The 19,386-nt window shown below is 58.6% G+C and carries 15 protein-coding genes; 8 read left to right on the top strand and 7 right to left on the bottom strand.

The features are described from left to right. The first annotated feature begins 18 nt into the window (after positions 1 to 18). The 4 genes from LG327_RS16090 to LG327_RS16075 all read left to right on the top strand — a co-directional run bounded on the left by LG327_RS16090 (position 19) and on the right by LG327_RS16075 (position 2,479). Positions 19 to 579: a CDP-alcohol phosphatidyltransferase family protein gene (locus LG327_RS16090; RefSeq protein ID WP_404363448.1), complete on the top strand. Its 561-nt coding sequence runs from the start codon at positions 19 to 21 to the stop codon at positions 577 to 579. Further along, entirely contained in the window at positions 558 to 1,271 is a 714-nt protein-coding gene (hda, locus tag LG327_RS16085; RefSeq protein WP_404363446.1) for a DnaA regulatory inactivator Hda, read from the top strand. The genes LG327_RS16090 and hda overlap by 22 nt, the downstream gene beginning before the upstream one ends. 69 nt (positions 1,272 to 1,340) lie before the next feature. Next, positions 1,341 to 2,135 carry a ParA family protein gene (locus LG327_RS16080; RefSeq protein ID WP_404363444.1) on the top strand — a complete coding sequence of 265 codons (795 nt, stop codon included), beginning with the start codon at positions 1,341 to 1,343 and terminating at the stop codon, positions 2,133 to 2,135. A 14-nt stretch (positions 2,136 to 2,149) separates the two neighbouring features. Next, positions 2,150 to 2,479, top strand: coding sequence for a YqcC family protein (locus tag LG327_RS16075; protein WP_404363442.1), 330 nt, complete (start codon positions 2,150 to 2,152; stop codon positions 2,477 to 2,479). Here the strand turns inward: LG327_RS16075 and LG327_RS16070 are convergent. After that, complete coding sequence (locus LG327_RS16070) at positions 2,476 to 5,235, bottom strand: EAL domain-containing protein (protein ID WP_404363441.1); 2,760 nt, start codon at positions 5,233 to 5,235, stop codon at positions 2,476 to 2,478. The genes LG327_RS16075 and LG327_RS16070 overlap by 4 nt on opposite strands. Before the next feature lie 102 nt (positions 5,236 to 5,337). Further along, the gene (gene nadC / locus LG327_RS16065; protein WP_404363439.1) at positions 5,338 to 6,192 is read right to left on the bottom strand and encodes a carboxylating nicotinate-nucleotide diphosphorylase; all 855 of its coding nucleotides are present in this window, start codon (positions 6,190 to 6,192) and stop codon (positions 5,338 to 5,340) included. 342 nt (positions 6,193 to 6,534) lie between these two features. Here nadC and LG327_RS16060 point away from each other — a divergent pair, with 342 nt between their 5' ends. From LG327_RS16060 to LG327_RS16045, 4 genes are all read left to right on the top strand, one after another. Further along, positions 6,535 to 8,805 carry a DUF1631 domain-containing protein gene (locus tag LG327_RS16060; RefSeq protein WP_404363438.1) on the top strand — a complete coding sequence of 757 codons (2,271 nt, stop codon included), beginning with the start codon at positions 6,535 to 6,537 and terminating at the stop codon, positions 8,803 to 8,805. A 215-nt stretch (positions 8,806 to 9,020) separates the two neighbouring features. Beyond that, positions 9,021 to 9,614, top strand: a complete 594-nt coding sequence (gene ampD, locus LG327_RS16055) for a 1,6-anhydro-N-acetylmuramyl-L-alanine amidase AmpD (protein ID WP_404369488.1) — start codon at positions 9,021 to 9,023, stop codon at positions 9,612 to 9,614. Continuing rightward, complete coding sequence (ampE, locus tag LG327_RS16050) at positions 9,611 to 10,501, top strand: regulatory signaling modulator protein AmpE (protein WP_404363436.1); 891 nt, start codon at positions 9,611 to 9,613, stop codon at positions 10,499 to 10,501. The genes ampD and ampE overlap by 4 nt, the downstream gene beginning before the upstream one ends. Before the next feature lie 180 nt (positions 10,502 to 10,681). Then, entirely contained in the window at positions 10,682 to 12,712 is a 2,031-nt protein-coding gene (locus tag LG327_RS16045; protein ID WP_404363434.1) for a methyl-accepting chemotaxis protein, read from the top strand. An 11-nt stretch (positions 12,713 to 12,723) separates the two neighbouring features. Here LG327_RS16045 and LG327_RS16040 read toward each other — a convergent pair whose 3' ends face one another. The 5 genes from LG327_RS16040 to LG327_RS16020 all read right to left on the bottom strand — a co-directional run bounded on the left by LG327_RS16040 (position 12,724) and on the right by LG327_RS16020 (position 19,286). Then, a complete protein-coding gene (locus LG327_RS16040; RefSeq protein ID WP_404363433.1) occupies positions 12,724 to 13,272 on the bottom strand; it encodes a cob(I)yrinic acid a,c-diamide adenosyltransferase in 549 nt (182 codons plus the stop codon). Positions 13,273 to 13,284: 12 nt separating this feature from the next. Then, complete coding sequence (locus LG327_RS16035; RefSeq protein WP_404363431.1) at positions 13,285 to 14,208, bottom strand: ketopantoate reductase family protein; 924 nt, start codon at positions 14,206 to 14,208, stop codon at positions 13,285 to 13,287. Beyond that, the gene (locus LG327_RS16030; RefSeq protein ID WP_404363429.1) at positions 14,208 to 17,060 is read right to left on the bottom strand and encodes a valine--tRNA ligase; all 2,853 of its coding nucleotides are present in this window, start codon (positions 17,058 to 17,060) and stop codon (positions 14,208 to 14,210) included. The genes LG327_RS16035 and LG327_RS16030 overlap by 1 nt, the downstream gene beginning before the upstream one ends. A gap of 293 nt (positions 17,061 to 17,353) precedes the next feature. Beyond that, a complete protein-coding gene (locus tag LG327_RS16025; protein ID WP_404363427.1) occupies positions 17,354 to 17,812 on the bottom strand; it encodes a DNA polymerase III subunit chi in 459 nt (152 codons plus the stop codon). After that, positions 17,799 to 19,286 carry a leucyl aminopeptidase gene (locus tag LG327_RS16020; protein WP_404363425.1) on the bottom strand — a complete coding sequence of 496 codons (1,488 nt, stop codon included), beginning with the start codon at positions 19,284 to 19,286 and terminating at the stop codon, positions 17,799 to 17,801. The genes LG327_RS16025 and LG327_RS16020 overlap by 14 nt, the downstream gene beginning before the upstream one ends. Positions 19,287 to 19,386: the final 100 nt, after the last annotated feature.

Here is a 19,386-nt window from a genome sequence, read left to right as displayed (position 1 = left end):
AACGGGAACGGAACAGGCATGACGACTCAACGCTGGCGCTGGATTCCGAATGCTCTCACGCTCTTGCGGATACTTCTGATTGTCCCGTTCGCGATGGCATTGCTGGAGGCTGAGTACAGGATTGCACTGGCGGTGTTCATGGTGGCTGCCATCAGCGATGGGGTAGATGGTTTTCTTGCCCGCCAGTTCGGCTGGCACAGCCGTTTCGGCGCCATAGCGGACCCATTGGCTGACAAAGCGCTGCTCATCACCGCCTATCTGATGCTCACCGTTACTGGAGTCCTGCCAGACTGGCTGTTCATGGTTGTGCTGGGCCGGGACCTGGTTATTGTTGGGGGCGCGCTCATGTACCACTATTTTATTGGATCCTACGATATGCAGCCCAGCCTTATGGGTAAATTCAACACCCTGGTGCAGATTCTGGTGGTGCTGGCTGTTGTCATTCTTCTCGCGGGCCTGCCAATGGTTTCCTGGGTGATGCCAGTTGGCATCTACCTGGTTGCCGTTTGCGCCATTGCGAGTGGGCTTCACTATGTCATCGTCTGGGCAGGTAGAGCATGGCGGTTGAAACAGGACTGAATCACCCGCAGCTCACGCTGGGAGTGCGGCTGCGGGATGATGCCAGATTTGCCAATTTCCATGGTGACCGCAACGCCGATGTTGCCGCTCGCCTTGGCACCCTGTGTTGTGACAGCGCGGCGTCGGTTATCGTTCTCTGCGGCGATAAAGATACCGGCAAATCCCATCTTTTGCAGGCGGCCTGCCACCAGGCTGAAGAGCAGGGCGACACTGCTGTATGCCTCAGTATGGATGAGCTGATGCGATTCGGGCCGGATACTCTGACCGGCCTTGAGCACAGCAACCTGGTCGGCATTGATGATCTGGACCGCATTGCGGGTCTGCCAGAGTGGGAAGAGGCGGTATTTCATCTTTATAACCGTGTGCTGGACCGTGGCCACCGGCTTCTGGTCACCCTGGGGGATACGCCGGGGAGTCTGCCCTTTGTTCTGGGGGACCTGATATCGCGCCTGCGTCACGGTATGCTGCTCCAGCTGGGGCTATATCAGGATGCAGACCGGCTGATTATTTTGCAGGCCCGTGCCGAGCAGAGGGGGCTGATCATGGGCGATGACGTAGCGTCATACATTCTTCGGCGGGCGCCGCGAAAGCTGGGAGAGTTACTCTCCATCCTTGACCGTCTGGATGAGAATTCCCTGAGGGCTCAGCGTAAGCTCACGGTTCCGTTCGTCAAATCGGTGATGGGCTGGTAAAAGCGTGAAGCTCGAGCAGGGTCCGGGCCGACAACAGAATTCCAGGGAAACAGACTGCCAGGGGGCAAAATGAGACGAGTAGTGTTCAATCAGAAAGGTGGCGTAGGAAAATCCAGCATTACCTGCAATCTGGCAGCGATCAGCGCGGCCAGAGGGAGGCGGACCCTGGTAGTTGATCTGGATCCCCAGGGCAACTCGACTCATTACCTGATGGGCAGGCCCGCAAGCGAGTTGCGCGATACGGTGGCAGATCTTCTTGAGCAGACTGTTGCATTCACCGTATTCACCCGCCGCCCCGATGAATTTGTCCATGCATCGCCTTACGACAACCTGTTTGTTCTGCCCTCGAGTCCGGAGCTGGATTTCCTTGAGCGCAAGCTGGAAGCCAAGCACAAGATATACAAATTGCGGGAAGCCCTGAAGAAGCTGGGTGAGAACTTTGACGATATCTACATAGATACTGCTCCGGCTCTGAATTTTTACTCACGTTCCGCGCTGATCGCAGCAGAACGCTGCCTGATTCCTTTCGACTGTGACGATTTTTCGCGCCAGGCGCTCTACAGCATTCTGGGGGAAATCCGGGATATCCAGGAAGATCACAACGAAAACCTGGTCGTGGAGGGCATTATTGCAAACCAGTTCCAGTCCCGGGCATCTCTGCCCCGCCAGCTGGTGAGCGAGCTGATTGAAGAAGGTCTGCCGGTATTGCCGGTGCGACTGCCGAGTTCCATCAAGATGAAAGAATCGCACCAGGCCAGCAGTCCTCTGATTCATTTTGCGCCAAAGCATACGCTCACCCAGCAATATGTTGATCTGTTCCGGGTATTGCAGGGAGAAAAGGTTGAACTTGAGCCTCTGGCCTGAAGGAGTCGCTGACCATGAACAAAAACGCGCGGGTTGCTGACAGAGTGCTGGCTGTCGAGGCGGAGATGCGCCGCCTGGGTCTGTGGTCAGATCATCCTCCTTCCCCGGCTTCTCTTCAGAGTAGCCAGCCATTCTGCGTAGACACCCTTGAGTTTCACGAATGGCTGCAGTTTATTTTCCTGCCCCGAATGAAGGTGATCATCGAGGAAGACAGAGAGCTTCCTGTCACCTCCGGCATAGCTCCCATGGCCGAGGAAGCCTTCCGTGATCGCCCGGAGATCTTCCGGGGTCTGAACCGTGAGCTACAGGCTATCGATCAGCTGCTATCCTCGGGCCAGAGTTAGCGTTTTCTGCCATTATGATTATGGTAAGGCAGTGGCAGGCTGAACTGGTCGCCGGGCAGAAGATTCCGGCCATTTTTCACTTCCATGAAGAGGGCTGCCAGGTCGTTGCTGGAAATGGCAGGACAGAAGCGATGCCCCTGAAGCAGATGGCAGCCCGCGTGACGCAGAAATGAATCCTGCTCGGCGGTCTCTATTCCCGCCGCCGCCACGGTCAGCGACAGCTGACGGGCGAGGTTTATCAGGGTGTGTACGATGGCGGCGGTGCTGTCCTCCCGGGGAGCGTGCTGGAGCAGATGCTGATCTATTTTCACCTGATCAAAGGGGAGCTCCCGCAGCAGTCTCAGGGACGAGACGCCACTACCAAACCGGTCGAGCACCAGCCCAACCCCAAGGGATTTCAATCTGTCCAGTGTCTGCGATGTTTCGTCCAGGCGGTCTGACAGTATTCGCTCATCGATTTCGATAAGCAGTAGCCCCGGGTTCAGGTGAGTTTCACGGATGATGCGGCCCAGCTGCTCGGCCAGCCTTGGGTGATTGTACTGGCGGGAAGACAGGTTCACGTTGATGGTAACTGGCGCACCGCTCATTGCCTGAATCGCCCGGGCCTGGAGGCAGGCATTCAGGCAGACCCACTCTCCAAGTGCCTGCAGTTGGCCGCTCTGCTCGGCCACATCAATGAATTCCCTCGGTGTCAGCATCCCCCTGTCCGGGTGGTGCCAGCGCAGAAGCGCCTCCAGTCCGCTGATCCGCCCGCTCCGGGCATCGAGGATGGGCTGATAATAGAGTTCAAGCTGGCCGCTGCCGATACCCTCTCTCAGCTCTCTTTCCAGGGTCAGCTGCCGGAGCATGTCGTCGTTCATTTCACTGGAAAAAAACTGGATGTTGTTGCGGCCAGCCTTTTTTGCCCGGTACATGGCCATGTCGGCGTTTTTCAGGAGCTCCTCATAGCTACGGCCGTCGTCGGGAGCCACCGTGATGCCGATGCTTGATGTAATGACAAGTTCTCCGCCTGGCACATCGACGGGCTCTGTAATGGCCTCAAGCAGTGCGCGGGCAACTTTCTCGCAGCCCTCGGCACCGTTCACCTGATTCAGCAAAACGGCAAATTCGTCACCGCCCAGACGGGCGATGGTGTCTTCCTCCCGCACACTGCTCCGTAGTCGCCGCGCCAACTCCTGCAGCAGGCGGTCGCCAGCATCGTGCCCGAGCGTGTCGTTAATGCGCTTGAAATGATCCACGTCCAGCCCGATCAGGGCGCATTTATAGCCGTGGCGCAAGGCGCTGGTGATGGCCTGCCGGCATCGATCCTCGAAGAGACGGCGATTGGCGGTGTCCGTTAATACATCGTAATGCGCCAGATAGTGAAGCTGATCCTGGCTTCGCTTTATTTCCGATATATCCTGGCCGATGAGTATAAGCCGGGCGCGGCCATCCTCATCCGTTTCCTCTTCATCCTGCAGCCGGTTGAGATTCCAGAGAATGGTGTGAACATCGCCGCTCAACGTAGTGACACTGGTTTCCATAACGTCCCTGGGCAGGCCGGTGCTGAGGACCTTGAGTATTTTCCATGCCAGCTCATCCTGCTGTTCCAGGGGGATAAAGGTTTTCGTCAGACTGCGGCCCACGGCTTCATCCCGGTTGTAGCCAAAGAGCGCCTCGGCTGCACCATTCCACTGGCGGATTATAATGTCACCATCAGTGACGATGATTGGATTGCTGGCTGCCTCAAACAGGGCCCGGTAGTGTCTTGAGGATCGACGGAAGGCTTTTTCGGCCTGCTGGCGTACAAAGATTTCATCCTTTAGCTCCTGATTGATGAGCTGGAGCGCTGAGGTCCTCTCCTCGACCAGGGATTCCAGACCTGTCTCAATGCGTTCCCGGTCGGCCCTGAGTACCCTGACATAGCAGGAAACCGCCACCATTAGAGCAATCAGCCCCTGTGCCGCAACGTATTCGTCTGCAACTGCGGAGGTCTGCTGATTCCAGACAAAACCCGCAAGACCTCCGAGGGCGGTCACTCCAATTGCCACCATGGCACCGGGCAGGGAAAACCGTGTGGCTGCCCACACCATGGGGGGCAGCAGGAGAGCCAGCATCTGGGCAGAATTGTTCCATGTGAGTAGCAACATCAGCGTCAGCAGCGCCAGCCAGGCCAGACATTCAGTGGGATGTCGCGGTTTCAGATGACGAGGACGATATTGCAGGAAGGCAAGAGCAGCCGGCGCCACGATCAGGCTGCCGCCAAAAGCGCCCAGCAAGCCGCTGAGGAAAAGGGTGTTCAGGGGAGTAGTGGCGGAGATGCCGAGAGCAGTCTGGCCGAACACCAGAGGAATGTTGGTGAGCAGGCAGCCGAGCAGGAGAGCTCCCAGCAACCACAGGAACGCCGTGTAACTGCTAAGGGGAGAATGAAAGCGGCTGGTTCCCGTGTAAGTCCCCCAGGCAACCAGGGGAGCAATCAGGGCATAGCTCGCAGTCATTGCAGCAAGGAGCACCCATTGCTCCGGAGTGTGCGATGCTGCCAGATAGCTGACCAGAAATGCTGCCAGCAGGCTTCCGGACACAGTAAGAAGTATGGCCCTTTGGCCCCGCCAGAGCAGCAGGGCCAGCCCGTAGCCCGCCGGCAGCCAGAGAGCCGGCGTAAGCGTTCCCGGAACCATGAAAAACCAGCTGACGATTGCCAGAAGGGGGAAAACGGCGAGATGAAAAACAACACTTCGCCGGAAGATTACTGTTGAAGCAAATCTGATCGTGCTCAATGGTATCCCTACCTGGTATGCGATTGCTGGCCCGATTGCAGCCTGCTTCCTGATGATGACAGGGCTAATGCCTGCTGTCAGCCCGGTTCGGGATCCATGCAGTCAGCCGAGGGGCTCAAGCCTCATGGACAGGTCAGTGGCCCTGATATCCTTGGTCAGGGCACCTATGGAGATGTAGTCAACGCCGGTTTCCGCAATAGCGACCAGGGTCCCGGAATTAATGCCTCCTGATGCCTCCAGTTTAGACTTTCCGGCTGTCAGCGCAACTGCAGCGCGCATGTCTTCCAGGGAAAATTCGTCCAGCATGATGATGTCGGCGTTCGCCGCCAGAGCCTCTCTGACTTCAGCCATGGACTCGGTTTCAACCTCCACCGGACGTCCCGGGGCTATCGCTCTTGCCGTGCTGACTGCACTGGTAATGGATCCGCAGGCCGCGATGTGGTTTTCCTTTATCAAAAAGGCGTCATACAGGCCGATCCTGTGGTTGTAGCAACCGCCGCAGGTTACCGCATACTTCTGGGCCAGCCTGAGGCCGGGTAGTGTCTTGCGTGTGTCCAGCAGCCTGACGCCAGTATGCGCCACCTGGTCGGCGTAGAGGCGGCAGCGGGTGGCGACACCTGACAGAGTCTGAAGCCAGTTCAGAGCCGCTCTCTCGGCTGTGAGCAGGCTGCGGGCAGGTCCGCTGCAGGTAAACAGAGTCTGGTCAGCCACCACCCGACCACCATCCCGGGCAGACCACTGTACGCTTACCGCCGGGTCCACCTGTCTGAATACCTCATCGACCCAGTCCCGGCCGGCAAGAATGGCATCTTCCCGGGTTATTACCCGGCCTGACATTCTCTGTTCTCCGGGGATCAGTCTCGCGGTGATGTCGCCGTCACCAATGTCCTCGCGAAGGCTTCGGGCAACCATTTCAACACGGGACTGGCGCAGTAGTTCTTCAAATGCAGGCGTCATGGTCAGCAGGTATCCGGCTAGATAATAGTGAGAGGAGAGAAGGGAGAATTCTAGCGCCTGACGTCAGTCAGGCCAAATAAATCGGGAAGTGAAACCAGGGTGCAGAAACTGACCCTCTGCGTCACTCACAGACCGCCCCGCACAGACGGTCGGATCTGCGTAAAGGCTTCCCGGCAGCCGCCAGCGCCAGGGATGGACAAATACATGGCGCTTCTGGAGTGCCAAAACGTGAACGCGTTCCAGCAATCACAAATGGTGACAAAACCTGACACAAGCTGACGCTTCGAGCGCTTATGATGAAAGCATGAAGTGTTAACCATTGTAAAACCGGAGTGGTCCGATATGGCTCAGGACAACAAGGTCGTCAGTCTGAAGACGCAGCATGGGGCAGGTCGTTTTGCGCTCCCCACGACCCTCGTACGCTTGCGTGACGCTTCCGGCAAGTCCCTGGACAGGCTGCTTTCCGAGTTTTTTGACAGTGCGGATGACGCCCTTTTCAATATGGCCGACAAGGCCGGATCCAATCAGGAGCAGACGGCCTATTTTGACGCCATGCGGGAACTGCGCATGCGCCGGAAGCACCTGACACTTTCCATGCTTCAGTGGATAAGCAGAGCATTCAATGAGCTGGGGCGTTTTGACCCGCTTCCGTCCAGCGGCGGCCTCAATGACGTTGACAAGGACACGCTGACGCTGATGGATCATGGTGACCTTGAGCAGCAGGTTGCCATCGAAAACATGATTACCAAGCTCCGTAATCACCATACCGACGGGATCCGCCTGCTGGCAGCAAGAGTGTCGAACCTGGTTCCTGAGATCCGGCTTGAAGACCGCCAGATGCCCCTGTCTCCAGAGGTGATCTGTACCGGTCTTGGTGAAGCCTGTGGCGACCTGGACATAGATATCCGTGCCAAGCTGATTGTGCTCAAACTCTTTGACCGTCTGCTGATCGGTCGTCTTGATGCTCTGTATCAGGAAGCCAATCGGCTGCTCGTCGCTGAAGGCGTGCTGCCGGAATTGACTCGCGCAGCCGTGGCGGGCAGGGGCCAATCCCGCAAGCCGCTAGCACGCAAGGTGCCTGCGGCAGAGGCGCCTGGCGCACTTCATGCGGCTGCCGCCGGTGATGATGAGAGTGACCATGCCACATTTACCCAGCTATCGGAGCTACTGCACCAGGACGGCAATGACCGGCCCTGGCGCCAGACCAGCGGAGGTCAGAAGCTGGATACACGCTCTCTCATGGAGCGCATTGGGCAGATCCAGCTGACAGATGCCGGCAGCGGACCGGCTGGTGAAGTTGTGCCTCTTTCCATTCAGCTTCAGCAGGCCCTGGGAAAACAGGGCAGCGAGTCCTGGGCTGTGCAGCAGGTGGACAGCGATGTCATCAACCTGGTTTCCATGCTGTTCGAGTTCATTCTGGAAGATCGCCAGCTGTCGCCGGTGATGAAAGCACTGATTGGCCGGCTCCAGATCCCGGTACTCAAAGTCGCGCTCTGTGACCGGAATTTTTTCAATCGCGGGGGCCACCCGGCCCGGAAGCTTCTCAACGAATTGGCCCTGGCGGGCATAGGCTGGACCGAAAAGAGTACGGGTCAGCGAGATCCCCTGCGGGAAAAAGTTGAATATGTGGTTAACCGCCTGCTCAACGAATTTAGTGACAATATTGAACTGTTCAGCGAGCTGTTGACTGAATTCAGTCATTTCATGGACCTTGATCGTCGGCGCCGGGAACTGGTGGAACAGCGCCTGAAGGATGCGGAAGAGGGCAGGGCGCGCCAGGAGCAGGCAGCGCAGGTGGTTGATGTTCTTCTGAAAGATGCCCTGGATGGGGCTGAGGTGCCATCCCCGGTTGAATCCCTGCTGCTGGAGCCCTGGCGTAAATATCTGCAATGGGTGATGTTGCGAGAGGGAGAAGACAGCGACCTCTGGATCAGCGCTTCGTCCCTGACCCACCAACTGGTATGGAGCGTCGATCCGAGACCAGTGGATGAAACCACACGCGGTGAGCTTCTGAAGTCCATTCCCGGGATTGTGGATGCGCTTCGATCCGGTCTGCAGGGCATTTCCTGGGATCCGTTCGCCATCGACACGGCAATTCGCGATCTTGAATTGACCCATGTGGACGTCCTGCAACAGCTGGTATCTGTCAGGGAGAAGCAGCCAGAGCCGGAGCAGGTTCCGGTCGAGCCGGCCAGTAAGCCGCAAGTCACCGAAGCGGTGGCAGCGCCGGTCGTGGAAACCCAGATTGCCTCCGATCCGGTTCAGCCCGGCCCGGTAGCAGAGCCGGCAGCACATGTTCAGTCGGAGCCGGTTACCGAAGATTTCACGCCTGAAGCCAGGTGGATGCAGCGGGCGGATCGAATGGCCGTCGGCTCATGGGTTGAGCTGCAGAACGGTGGCCAGAAACTTCGCTGCAAGCTGGCAGCTCTGATCAAATCAACGGGCAAGTATATCTTCGTGAATCGCAACGGGGCCAAGGTGGCCGAATATTTCCGCCTGGAGCTTGCCGCTGCGTTGGCAGAGGGCGAGGTGACTTTGCTGGACGACGGACTGATTTTTGACCGGGCGCTGGAATCGATTATTGACAATCTGAGGCACAGCCGCCGCGACTGAGTCCGGCCGCGGGAAGCGGCAACCGTCTCCGGCTCCCAAGCCATCGACCCTGTGCGGCTGGCGGGAACCGGTTCTTTGTGCTTCAATCGAAGGCAAATCAATCCGGGTTCCGATGTCTCCGCCGGTGCGGCCAGACCCGGGCCTGCTCCGGTCATGTTTCGGTTCCACAATCCCGTGGGGCGGCCTTGAATCCAGTTGACACAGTGCCGGCAGAGATTGCCGCAGAACTCAGAAAAACAGGTCGCCTCGCAGAAGCGCGCTGGTGTCCGTCACCAAACTTCGGCCCCAGACCGCCGGGTGCGAACATCTCCCTGCTCGTGGTTCACAACATCAGCCTGCCCCCGGGGCAGTTTGGTGGTCCTGCCATAGAGCAGTTCTTCTGCAACCGCCTTGATCCCGCCGAACACCCTTACTTTGCAACCATCGCTTCGCAGCAGGTTTCCGCCCATATTCTTGTCCGGCGGGACGGCCAGTGTGTGCAATTCGTCAGCCTGCTGGATCGGGCCTGGCACGCCGGTCGCTCCAGCCATGACGGGCGGCCCGAATGCAATGATTACTCCATCGGCATTGAGCTTGAGGGGACAGATCATGATCCCTACACACCTGAGCAGTACCGCGGTCTTGCCCGGGTAAGCCGTCAGATCATGACAGCCTGGCCCGACATTACGATTGATCGGCTGACGGGGCACAGCGATATCGCACCCGGCCGCAAGACTGATCCGGGCCCTGCCTTTGACTGGGCCAGATATCGCCGATTGTTGGCCGGCAACCATTCTGTTTCAGCTGGGGCTGGAGGCTGGCCCGGATGACCCTCCTTATCCTTTTGCTGGCGTACATCGTCCGGCGGGCTCTGGATAGCGCCGATCGCCTGGACCCGGACAGCTTCTGGATCCGCTGCACTCGTGCCGGAAGCCGGAGAGCTCCCGGAAAGCGTTGGCAGCGCACGACTGGCGTAGCGTTACTGGCAATACCTGCCCTGGGGTTGATAGCGCTGAACCATTGGCTTCGGGACTCTTCCTGGTCCGTCATGATCTATCCGCTGGATTTCCTGATACTGATGCTCCTGCTTGGCGCGCCCGGCTGGTCCGGCCGCCTTGCCGCTTACGGCGAAGCCTGGCGCCGGGGAGACATGAATGCTGCCTGGCATCATGTAAAGAGCTGTCTGCGTGAGCGGGAGCGCGGATCGGCTACAGCGCCGGAGAGCCTTCATCTGGCTCTGTCCAACCGCTTCATGGCCACGGTCTTTGAACGCTACTTTCTCATCATGTTCTGGTACGTGGTTGGCGGAATCGGAGTGGCGTTTCTGGTTCGGGGCACACTGGCTCTGCGGGACCACTGGCCGCAGCGGTCTGCGCGGCCGGCGTTCGGGGCTGTGGTGAGTGTGCTGGCCTGGCTGCCGGCGCGGCTGCTCTCCCTTTCTTTTGGTGTTGCCGGAGATCTGGCCGGCTGGCTCAGTGAGGGAAGGCGGTCTGTATTTTCGCCAGCGGCCAACCACGAAAAAGTCCTGATGACTGCAGCTAATGGAGCGCTGACCGGCTACGCCCTGGACCCTGTCCGTTTCGCCCGGATACACCCCGAAGACTGGATGAACTTTGGCGGTCTGAGTCTTGCGGCGATCCGCAATCTGCTTAACCGCAGCATGCTGGTCTGGATCTGCGCTCTGGCGCTGCTGGTAATTGCAGGCATCCTGAGGTGATGGTCCATGCCTGTATTCGCCAGCCGGCGCAGGTCGACTGATTTGCTCCCCTGGCCCGGAGAAATCCGCCGGGTTACAAATAATGAACGGAAATCTCTCAAGTTTTGTGGGATTTTGACGACATAAAGATCTATAAAGGCATGTTTTCCATGCCAGCAGCATTTATCTGGGGGCTTATCCGTGAAGCGATTGATCTATCCGGCTGTGGCATTGATGAACCGGCTGCCAATGTTCTACAAGTTCAGCTTGATCAGCGTGCTGTTCCTGTTACCGATTGTCGCCCTGTCATCCCTTGTGGTCAGCGAACTCAACCGCTCGGTCGCCACGATCACCCGGGGTATCGAAGGTCTGGACAGACTGCATGATGTCGATAACCTGCTGGACGCTGCTGTCCGGTACCGGGACTATCAGTCCGCCGGCAAGCTCAAGGACGCCCCCGATGTGCTGGCCAAAGCCGGTAAGGCCAGTAACACCATTGATGAGGTTCTCGCTGAACTGGATGCCATGGACATTGCGTTTGACACCAACGACAATTGGCAGAACCAGCTTGATGCCGTGATTGCTGACTGGGAACAGCTGAAATCGGAAGACCTTTATCAGCAGAGCATGGATCCCCAGTTCAAGTACTACCATGAGTTTGTCCAGAAAGTGCGGGCGCTTCTGACCGCAACAATGCAGATTTCCGGTCTTGCCCAGGACTCCTCCCGGAGTAACCAACTGATGCTGGAACTGGTCGCTTACACTCTGCCGGATGTGCAGGACAGCATAGGCAAGGCCCGGGCTTTCGGCGTTTTCGCTCTACTCGAGGGACAACTCGGCTATGCCCTGAGTGACAACGTCAACGAGGTATATGACTCCCTCACCAACCTGGACACCCTGCTGCAGCCCTCCCTCAAGGTGGTCAGCAGTGTGGTTGACCCCCTGGTAACGCAGGCGGGTGATTCGATTGAGGAAGTGGGGCAAAGCCTGTCTGAAACCCAGTTGCTGCTTGATGAGCATGTGATCAGCCCCATGCGCATGGACATGCCCTGGGCGCAGTATGACGGTCTTGTAACTGCACAGATCGAACCAGTGCGGAGCCTCAAGGAAACCATGTTCGGCCTTGTCGGTCAGGATCTTGAAGACCGTCTGGCGGCAGAGAGGGCGCAGCGCAGCCTGATTTTCGTGGCGCTGCTGGTGGTGCTGGCGATCGTGGTCTATCTCTACATTGGTTTCTTCGTGTCGGTTCGCACCGCCATCAGCTCGTTCAGCAAGGCAGCCCGGGAAGTCGCAGCCGGAGACATGACTGTCCGGATCAATCTTGACAATCGCGATGAACTCGGCGCGCTGACGGACGAGTTCAATAACATGACCACCAAGATGGCGGAACTGGTTCGTTCTGTCAGTGGTACCACCCAGGATGTGGACCAGCAGGCGACCCGCGTAACCGAAACCGCCACCTCAAACCGCAATGCGGTTTCCCGCCAGATGGAGGAAACCGACCAGATCACCGAAGCCATGCAGCAGATGGTGGATACCGTCCAGGAAGTGTCCGAAAGTGCTCATCGGGTGGCGGACAGCGCCAATGGAGCGGAGAAGGACGCCGGCAGGGGCCGGGAAGTGGTGGCGGAAACCGTAGCCACTATCAACCGCCTGTCCACCGAAATTACCGGTGCGGTGGAGGTGATCAACCGGGTCAGCGCAGACAGTGCAAGCATCAGTCAGGTTCTGGTAGAGATCAAGGCGATTGCCGAGCAGACCAACCTGCTGGCCCTTAACGCGGCTATTGAGGCTGCCCGTGCCGGGGATCAGGGCCGCGGATTTGCGGTGGTTGCAGATGAAGTCCGCTCCCTGTCACAGCGGACTCACAAGTCCACTGAGGAAATAGAAGGCATGATTTCCCGCCTGCAGAGCGGCGTCAAGGATGCTGTGAGTGCCATGACCAACAGTCATGAAGTCACCCAAATGACGGTCAAAAAGTCAGACGATGTAACCGAGGCTCTGGACAGGATTGTGTCGGGCATTTCCACAATCGTCGACATGAGCCATCAGATTGCACAGGCCGCAGAAGAGCAGTCCGCAGTGGCCAAAAATGTTAATGCGAACGTGGAGCAGATCAGTGTTCTCGGCCGCGAAACGGCCGGCAACGCCGATGAGACCCTGGAGTCGTCCAGACAGCTCTCGGACCTGACCGCCTCGCTTCAGCGGCTGGTCGAAGCCTTCAGATTCTGAGCCTCCGGGGCTCAGGGGGTCTGTTCCCACAGTATTTCCCTGGCCCCTTCCCGCCGGGCCAGCACACGGGCAATAACGAAGAGCAGATCCGAGAGCCGGTTCAGGTAATGCCTGGCGGCCGGGTTGATGGAATCTTCGTGACTCAGGGCGACTACCACGCGCTCGGCCCGACGGCAGATGGCCCGGGCCATGTGACACTGCGCTGCTGCTTTCGAACCGCCCGGCAGAATGAAATTCTTCAGTGCCGGCAGGGGTTTGTTGTAGTGATCCAGGGTTTCTTCCAGCCAGGCAACTCGGTTTTCCCCCACCATGCTACTGCCAGGGATCGCAAACTCTCCACCCAGGTCGAACAGGTGATGCTGGATTTTCCTCAGCACGCCTGCCAGGTCATCCGCAGGTTCCAGCTCTTCAATAAGCACCCCGATCTGGCAACTGAGTTCGTCGGCCGATCCCATGGCGTCGACGCGCTGGGCATTCTTTGCAATCCGGCTGCCATCAGCAAGGCCGGTTGAGCCGTCATCCCCGGTTCTGGTGTAAATTTTGGACAGGCGGTTACCCATGAGCTGCTTCCTTTATTGGTTCGATGATAGGGCTTTTACTTCTTCTGTAAGCATATGGTTCACCGGGGCATGCAAATTGAGGGCCCGGCTGTGCTGGACGATCCAGCCGTTGATGAAATCAATTTCCGTGGGCCGGTTTTTCAGGACGTCGCTGCGCATTGAGGAGGTATTGCTCGCAGTGCTTCGGGCCACTTTCTCAATCATGCTTCGCATTTCTCCGCTACCGAGATCCAGGCCTTCCCGCCGGGTCACGGCTGCAGCCTCCCCACACAGGCCATCGATATTCTCAAGGTAAAACGGGTGATCGAGAATGGCGCCGTTGGTGCAGTTCAGGATGGCCGTAAACGGGTTGATCCCGGCATTGATCACCATTTTTCGCAGCAGGCGCTGGCGGATCTGCGGTTCGGGGTGGATGACGAGACCGGTTCTGGAAAGCATGGCTATAACGTCGGGCCGGGCGCAGTGACCGGCTTCCGTCAGGCCTCCTATCCAGGTTTCTCCCTTGCCGGCATGGACCAGAATGTCTGCAGCCGGTCGATTGGCGCCTTCCGTGGTTGATCCGGCCAATACGGGGCGGTCGGGCCAGGCGGCGGCTACCGCATCCTGGCTCCCCATGCCATTCTGGAGGAGGACAACAGGCGTCTGCCAAGGCAGGTCGGAAATGAGCCCGGTCAGGGCAGGGAGGGTGTCCTGTGCCTTGGTGGCTACCAGCAGAAGTTTTGGCGCCACCGGGCCGTCTGGCCAGTACCAGGGCACGGAAATTGCGCGATCGGGGTCTCCTGCGGTAATCAGGGAATACTGGCAGTAGCCGGTCATGGCCGGTTCACGGGGGACAAAAGCGGCCCATCGACCGGGAAGACGGGCCGCCCACAACCGCCCCAGAGAACCGGCGCCCAGAATCAGACAGCGTGGCTCACTGGTCGCTGGCGGCTTCATTACATGGCCTCGATGGCTTCCCGCTGGCCTTTCAGGCGCTCACGGCTGCCCTGGGCGTCCTGTAGTTTGGCTTTTTCCTTTTCGACTACATCCGCGGGAGCCCTGGCAGTGAATTTTTCATTGCCCAGTTTGCCTTCCAGGCGGGCAATCTCCCTGTCCAGACGCTCCAGCTCTTTGTTGAGACGCGCGATCTCGGCGTCTCTGTCGATGAGTCCGGCCATGGGAACCAGGACTTCCATGTCGCCCACCAGCTGTGTGGCGGACATGGGAGCTTCTTCGTCACCCAGCCAGCTCAGACTTTCCAGCTTCGCCAGCGAGCTGAGGAACTGGTGGTTCTCCTTCAGGCGGCGCTGATCGTCCTCTGTGCCACCCCGAAGAAATACGGGAATTTTCTTCGCCGGGGAAATATTCATTTCGCCACGAATATTCCGCACCGCCTCGATGACGCCTTTGACCCATTCGATGTCCCGGGCGGCACTGGGGTCTTCGCGGCTTTTGTCCGGCACGGGATAGGGCTGCAGCATGATGCTGTCGCCCTGCTGGCCAGCCAGGGGGGCTATGCGCTGCCAGATTTCCTCGGTGATAAAGGGCATGATTGGATGCGCCAGACGCAGGACAGCCTCGAGCACCCGGACGAGGGTGCGGCGGGTGCCGCGCCTGGCGGCAGCGCTTGCATTCTCATCGCCCAGGGCAGGTTTGGAGAGTTCCAGGTACCAGTCGCAGTATTCGTTCCAGATGAACTCATAGAGCGCGTAGGCGGCCAGATCAAAGCGGTACTGGTCCAGATGGCGGATAACGTCGTGCTCGCAGCGTTGGAGTTCGCTGATGATCCAGCGGTCAGCCAGTGAAAGTTCGACCTCGCTGTTTTCGGTGCCGCAGTCTTCGCCTTCGGTGTTCATCAGTACATAGCGTGCGGCATTCCAGAGCTTGTTGCAGAAGTTACGATAACCTTCCAGGCGCTTCATGTCCCAGTTTATGTCCCGCCCGGTGGTCGCCATCGCCGCCAGGGTAAAGCGCAGGGCGTCAGTGCCGTGAGGTGCAATGCCCTCCGGGAATTCTTTTTCCGTGCGTTTTTCGATTTTTTTGGCCAGTTGGGGCTGCATCATGTTGCCGGTGCGCTTTTCCAGCAGCTCATCCAGGCCAATGCCATCGATCATGTCCAGAGGGTCCAGCACGTTGCCTTTGGACTTGGACATTTTGTCGCCATTCTCGTCGCGGATCAGGCCAGTGACGTAGACGGTTTTGAAAGGAACCTGGGGGGAGCCGTCTTCATTCTTCATGAAATGCATGGTCATCATGATCATGCGTGCGACCCAGAAAAAGATGATGTCGAACCCTGTGACGAGCACATCCGTTGGGTGGAAGCTGCGCAGGCGCTCGGTGTCTTCCGGCCAGCCCAGGGTGGCGAAAGTCCAGAGGGCAGAGCTGAACCAGGTGTCCAGTACGTCTTCGTCCTGGTCGAGCGCGAGATCCGCCGACAGACTGTATTTCTCCCGCACAGCCGCTTCGTCCCGTCCAACGTAGATATTGCCTTGCGCATCGTACCAGGCGGGAATCCGGTGGCCCCACCAGAGCTGGCGGGAAATGCACCAGTCCTGGATGTCCCGCATCCAGGAGAAATACATGTTCTCATACTGCTTTGGCACGAATTCGATGCGCCCGTCTTCCACCGCTTCGATGGCGGGTCTGGCGAGGGTCTTCGCGTCTGCGAACCACTGGTCGGTGAGCATCGGCTCGATGATCAGGCCTGAGCGGTCGCCGCGAGGCACGCTGAGCAGGTGATCTTCCACCTGGTCCAGCAGGCCCCGGGTTTCCAGATCCGCGACTATGGCCCTGCGGCCGTCTTCGCGACTGAGGCCGGCATAGGCCAGGGGCAGGGTGGCGTCCAGTTCGGTATTTTCGGAGCCGTCGCTGTTGAATACTTCACCCTCGGCGCGAATGTCGGCGTCCTCGGTGAGTACGTTGATCATGGGCAGGTTGTTGCGTTTGCCCACGGCATAGTCATTGAAATCGTGGGCCGGGGTGATCTTTACGCAGCCGCTGCCTTTTTCCGGGTCGGCGTGCTCGTCGGCGATGATGGGGATGTCGCGATTGACCAGCGGCAGACGGACTTTCTGTCCAATCAGGTGCTGGTAGCGGCTATCGGTCGGGTGCACCGCCACCGCGGTGTCGCCCAGCATGGTTTCGGGGCGGGTGGTGGCGACTACCAGGTAATCTTTGCCATCTTGTGTTGTTGCGCCGTCAGCCAGGGGGTAGCGCAGGTGCCAGAAGTGTCCCTTTTCTTCTTTATTTTCCACTTCCAGGTCAGAAATGGCTGTGTGCAGTTTCGGATCCCAGTTGACCAGACGTTTGCCGCGATAGACCAGACCGTCGTCATACAGGCGGATGAAGACTTCCTGCACGGCCTGGTAGAAGCCATCGTCCATGGTGAAGCGCTCGTGGTCCCAGTCCACCGAGTTGCCAAGCCGGCGCATCTGGCGGGTGATATTGCCGCCGGATTCGTCTTTCCAGTCCCAGATACGTCTGATGAATTCATCCCGGCCCAGGTCGTGACGGGTCTTGCCTTCCTCTACTCCGAGTTTGCGCTCCACCACCATCTGGGTGGCGATGCCGGCATGGTCAGTGCCCACCTGCCAGAGGGTGTTGCGGCCCTGCATTCGTTTGAAGCGGGTAAGCGTGTCCATGATGGTGTGCTGGAACGCATGACCCATGTGCAGGCTGCCGGTGACGTTCGGCGGCGGGATGACCTGGCTGAAGGATTCGCCCTGGCCGGAGGGGCGGAAATAGCCCTTGCTCTCCCAGTTTTTGTACCACTGCTGCTCGATGTTCTCTGGCTGGTAGGTTTTTTCCATGGGATGTCTGCTAATGACCGGTTATTGGTAGAATTTCGGGACAATTGAGTGCGGCAATTATACATGGGTGCCGGGGTGGCGGCGAACCTCGTTCGGGCTTTCGTTTTGCAGGACTTGAGCCTTTGAGCCGGTGGAGACCCTTTCCCCCAGACACGCCGTGGACCCATCCCTGGGGGCTCGGTGTTGCCATCCCTGGCAACACACGGTCTGGGTGAAAGGGTCTCCACCGGCACTGACAGCTCTGTGCTATTCGTCGTTCAGGCCAAGAGCGAAGGTTTGCCTGATTACCTCGATTACTTGCGTTGATCATGCACCTTTGGCTCGATCCCAAGGGCCCTTAACTGCCTGAAATGGGACCTTGCCTGGTTCAGGATCTCCGGATCGTTCTGGGCCACCAGGGCCAGCCGTTTGAACCTGTCAGCGTCGGCGGGAAGCGTCGCGGAGAGGATGATCACGGTATCCCATTCCTCGGCGGACGGCGGGCAGAGGAGGATGCCCACCGGATCCGGGCAGTGGGTAGCCGAGTCGGGTACTACGCTGTGGGGTATGAAGGCGTCGGGCCGGAACTGCCAGAGCAGGTCGTCCAGTTCCTCTGCCTGGCGTACCGAGTCGCAAACAATGCATACCCTGTCACCCTGGTGGAAAGCCTTGTCCACCAGCCGCACCGCGTGGAGGTAGCGGGCGGCCGGGGTGGGTTGGGCCAGAATGTGGAACCAGTAGGAGCGCTCGGTAGCCCGGTTATTTGCCGACATTGGACAACAGGTAATCCACGAGCAGGGGTACCGGCCGGCCGGAGGAGCCTTTGGCTTTGCCGCTGTGCCATGCGGTGCCGGCGATGTCCAGGTGGGCCCAGGGGTAATCCTTTGCAAACCTCGACAGGAAACAGGCTGCAGTGATTGCGCCGGCCGGGCGGCCGCCAATGTTCTGCATGTCGGCGAAGTTACTGTCCAGCTGTGCCTGGTATTCGTCCCACAACGGCAGGCGCCAGGCTCTGTCACCTGCACGCTCGCCGGCTGCGAGCAATCGTTCGGCCAGACCCTCGTCGTTGCTGAACAGGCCGGTGGCATGGTGACCCAGGGCCATCACGCAGGCGCCGGTGAGAGTCGCAAGGTCAACGACTGTCGCCGGGTCGAAGCGTTTGACGTAGGTCAGGGTGTCGCACAGCACCAGTCGCCCCTCGGCGTCTGTGTTGAGAATCTCGACGGTCTGGCCCGACATGGAGGTGATGATGTCTCCAGGGCGGGTTGCGGTGCCACTGGGCATGTTTTCCGCGGCGGCCACAACGGCCACTACGTTGATTGCAGGCTGAAGCTCGGCGATTGTCTGCATGGTGCCGAAGACACTGGCCGCCCCGCCCATGTCGTATTTCATTTCATCCATGCCTTCGCCGGGCTTGAGGCTGATACCCCCGGAATCAAAGGTGATGCCTTTTCCTACCAGGACATGGGGCTTTTCATCACTTTTGCCGCCCCGATATTCCATGATGATGAGTCTGGCAGGCTGGGCACTGCCGGCGGAAACTGACAGCAGGGTGTTCATGCCCAGTTTCTTCATCTGCTTTTCGTCGAGGATTTCCGTCTTGACGACCTTGTGTTCCTTCGACAGTTTTTCCGCCTGTTCGGCCAGCCAGGTGGGATGGCAGATATTGGGAGGGGTATTGCCCAGATCTTTGGTCAGATTCATGCCGCGACCGGTTGCCAGCCCGGTTTCCAGGGCGTCTTTGAGGCCTTTGCCGGAGCCGGATGCAGTAACGGTGACTTTGTTAAGCTTGCGGCTGGGCGCCTTTTCGCTTTTGAACTGGGTGAATCGGTAGAGCTGGTCTTCCAGGATGCGGCCAATCAGGCTGACCCGGTCGGCTTCAGTGTCTGCGGAGCTGTTTGTAGCCGTTTCTGCAAGGGTTAAAACCACATGTTTTGAGGAGCCATCCCGCAATTGGCCAACTGCAGCACTGAGGGCTTTTCTGTAGCTTGCCGCCGACCGGTCTCGGTCAACGCCAGTGCCTACCACCAGCACCCGGTTCCAGGGTTGGCCGGTAACAGGTACAAGGAGGGTGGAGGCGAGTTTTCCGGAGATGTCGCCTTCTTTCTGAAGCTGGCTCAGCAGTCCACCCAGTGCCTCATCTGCCTGTGTAGTCGATACAGGCCAGTCTTCCTGGTCTGGGACGGCGACGACCAGGCAGTCGGCTTTGATGCTGGTGGGCAGTTTACTGCTGAGGGTCACGTTCATAATGTCTCCGATTCCGGTAATGTGATGGTGGTGATGAAGGATTGTTGGTCATGAGGCTGAGAAAGCCATAGCATTATGGTTTCCGGCCCATTTATCAAGG

Origin of the sequence: Marinobacter sp., assembly GCF_044799475.1 — a bacterium.
GTDB lineage: Bacteria > Pseudomonadota > Gammaproteobacteria > Pseudomonadales > Oleiphilaceae > Marinobacter.
Note: the sequence above shows the minus strand (reverse complement) of the source record. Positions and strands in the feature narration are given on the sequence as shown.